Below are 1,330 nucleotides of genomic sequence, written 5' to 3' on the forward strand. Positions count from 1 at the left end.
CAATCATCCAACGCCCACCACAGATAGGGACCGAACTGTCTCACGACGTTCTGAACCCAGCTCGCGTGCCACTTTAATCGGCGAACAGCCGAACCCTTGGGACCTTCTCCAGCCCCAGGACGTGACGAGCCGACATCGAGGTGCCAAACCTCCCCGTCGATATGAGCTCTTGGGGGAGATCAGCCTGTTATCCCCGGCGTACCTTTTATCCTTTGAGCGATGGCCCTTCCATGCGGAACCACCGGATCACTATATCCGTCTTTCGACCCTGCTCGACTAGTCAGTCTCACAGTCAAGCCCACTTCTACTATTGCGCTCTACATCCGGTTACCAAGCGGATTGAGTGGACCTTTGAAAGCCTCCGATACTCTTTTGGAGGCGACCACCCCAGTCAAACTACCCAGCAGCCACTGTTCTCCAGCAAAGCTGGAGTTAGGCAACAGGCACAGTAAGGGCGGTATTTCAACGTTGGCTCCACGAGAGCTAGCGCCCCCGCTTCGACGCCTCCCGCCTATGCTACACATACTGAACCCATCACCAATGGCAACCTATAGTAAAGGTGCACGGGGTCTTTCCGTCCCGTGGCGGGTACTCGGCATCTTCACCGAGACTACAATTTCACCGAGCTCACGGCTGAGACAGCACCCAAATCGTTACACCATTCGTGCAGGTCGGAACTTACCCGACAAGGAATTTCGCTACCTTAGGACCGTTATAGTTACGGCCGCCGTTTACTGGGGCTTCGATTCAAGCCTTCGCCTTGCGACTAAGCTCCCCTCTTAACCTTCCAGCACCGGGCAGGTGTCAGGCCTTATACGTCCGCTTACGCGTTAGCAAAGCCATGTGTTTTTGTTAAACAGTCGCTTGGGTCTTTTCACTGCGGCTTCTCTGCTTGCGCAGAGGAAGCGTCCCTTCTCCCGAAGTTACAGGACCATTTTGCCGAGTTCCTTGGCCGTGATTCACTCGAGCGCCTCAGGATACTCTCCTTGACTACCTGTGTCGGTTTGCGGTACGGGCCGAATGTAGATACAACGTTTAGCAGCTTTTCTTGGCAGTCCTTAGGTACACTATCTGCGTGGGCCGAAGCCCGTGCAGTACTATCACCTTTCCCCTAACAGAGCGTACTTAACTACTCCGCCAATAGGTACGGGCTTTAACGAGCACTTCCGTCCGCTCGCGGTACTTTCATTCCTGCGTCCCTGCATCACTTCTACAACCGGGGGCCAGAATATCAACTGGCTTGCCATCGGGTACACCTCTCGGCTATCCCTTAGGTCCCGCCTAACCCAATTCCGATTAGCGTTGAATTGGAAACCTTAGTCTATCGGCG

The 1,330-nt window shown here is 54.5% G+C and carries 1 rRNA gene; it reads right to left on the reverse strand.

From position 1 onward, the window contains the following. Positions 1 to 1,330: ribosomal RNA gene (locus tag ACFSDX_RS25185) — 23S ribosomal RNA — on the reverse strand; the annotation flags it as partial.

It is taken from the genome of Hymenobacter bucti, assembly GCF_042681145.1.
GTDB lineage: Bacteria > Bacteroidota > Bacteroidia > Cytophagales > Hymenobacteraceae > Hymenobacter > Hymenobacter bucti.